Source organism: Ruoffia sp. FAM 26255 (genome assembly GCF_045528525.1).
Taxonomy (GTDB): Bacteria; Bacillota; Bacilli; order Lactobacillales; family Aerococcaceae; genus Ruoffia; species Ruoffia tabacinasalis.
In genome coordinates this window covers 1-1,584 of the sequence record NZ_JBGQQX010000115.1, presented here as the reverse complement: position 1 = coordinate 1,584, position 1,584 = coordinate 1, and the positions used below count along the sequence as shown (strand labels likewise).

Here is a 1,584-nt window from a genome sequence, read left to right as displayed (position 1 = left end):
TTTGAATTTACCCATTTTACGTTGAGGAATTATAAATGAGATTAAGAAAATAAATAAATTCAATTAACAGCCATTTTTACTCATTTCTCTAACATTGAACACACAAATAGAACGCCCATAAGCGCGTGTTCAAAATTATTCAATTGCTTCATTCATAAGAGAGACAATTGGTTAGAACGTTGTTCAATTCTATGAAAGTGCTTGATACCTGCGGTATCAAATCTGAGAATATTTGAGACCCCTCGGATAAAACGATAAAGATAAAATTTTATTTTCTTTAGTGTATTGGAGGGCCGCGCCCGTGCTAAAACCACTTGAGTATGAGAAGTGTTCTTTTCAATCGCTAACGAATAATGACCAATGAGGCTGTTCATCACAGTATATAAAATGCGTAAAGAACTTAATGTCATGGTTCGTGTTTTCTCTAATTGAAATTCTTCCTTTTGGACGCGGAACAGCTCTTCAATTCGCCAGCGGGTAATATAACTTTTAAGGATGCGAAGGACATCGTCCTTCCCTTTGATGGAGTGGTTCGTTAATAGTTTCATAGGCGTTGCGCCATAACCATATACAACGACCATATTCAAGGACACCTCTTTTAACACAGGTAATTTAACTTTAATATGGCTGACTTTCAGGCTATATTTCTCGCCTTGAATTTCGGTTTTAAAATTGATCTTTCCTTTTCGGCGTTTCGCTAATTCTGGAACTTTCATGCGCTGATTTTTATGGATTAAATGCCGGTTATCCTTTAACCGAGTAATGAAGTGATGTCCGATATCCTCAACATACTCATAGATCGTGTTTCGGTCATAGCCACGATCCATAACGAATGTTGCTTTTTTCTTTCCTAAAAAAGCATGGACGGCATTAAACCCTTTGGCTATTTCAATATTTTGGCTTTGAAACCCTTCCTCCTTGGAGGAATACAAATGATGATACAGCGGTAAGGGGTGCTTAGTACTCGGAGTCGCCATTGAAAAATTTAAGGTAGAATAGCCTTTTTCAAGGACATTTTTCGACCCATCACGTACTAAAGCCAAGTCCTCCATTTTTTCAGCATACGGTTTAACAATGTCCGATTCATCAACGATAACCAATGGGTTATCCGGAATAGATGTTTTTAAAGTATTTAAATAGTTCTGGTGGACCTGTTTCAGATCCTTCTCTTCAGCGCCGTGACGAGATAAGCGTTTGATCGTGTATTTCAAGTCGATCTTTTCTTCTAACGCTCGGGCAATATCTGACAACACTGTATTTTGAGCCTTAGACATGCCATACACCATATCGCTGTAAAATTTCTTTCGTGGTTTAGAAAGTCCTTGAGTCAGCTTTTCTAAAAAAGTAAGTAAACGTCGCTTCGTTTGATATATTTCTGTAGCATTCATGGTAAAATAACCTCAGTTCCTGTTCTGTATTTTTGTTTTGTGGTGATTCAATGATACCATGTAACAGGACGAAAAGAGTCCACAGATTTAGGCTGTGGATAGTTAAAAAGCCTGAGGCTTCCATGTTTTCCACATGCGAATGTCTCGGGCTTTTATTATGGTATGCGATATCGTAAAATTTTGGGTAAATTCAAAA

General features: G+C 37.5%; 1 protein-coding gene. It reads right to left on the bottom strand.

All coding sequences use genetic code 11. The annotated features are described in order from the left end of the window. Positions 1 to 152: 152 nt before the first annotated feature. Positions 153 to 1,388 carry a transposase gene (locus ACEN31_RS11485; RefSeq protein ID WP_091635554.1) on the bottom strand — a complete coding sequence of 412 codons (1,236 nt, stop codon included), beginning with the start codon at positions 1,386 to 1,388 and terminating at the stop codon, positions 153 to 155. Between the last annotated feature and the right edge of the window lie 196 nt (positions 1,389 to 1,584).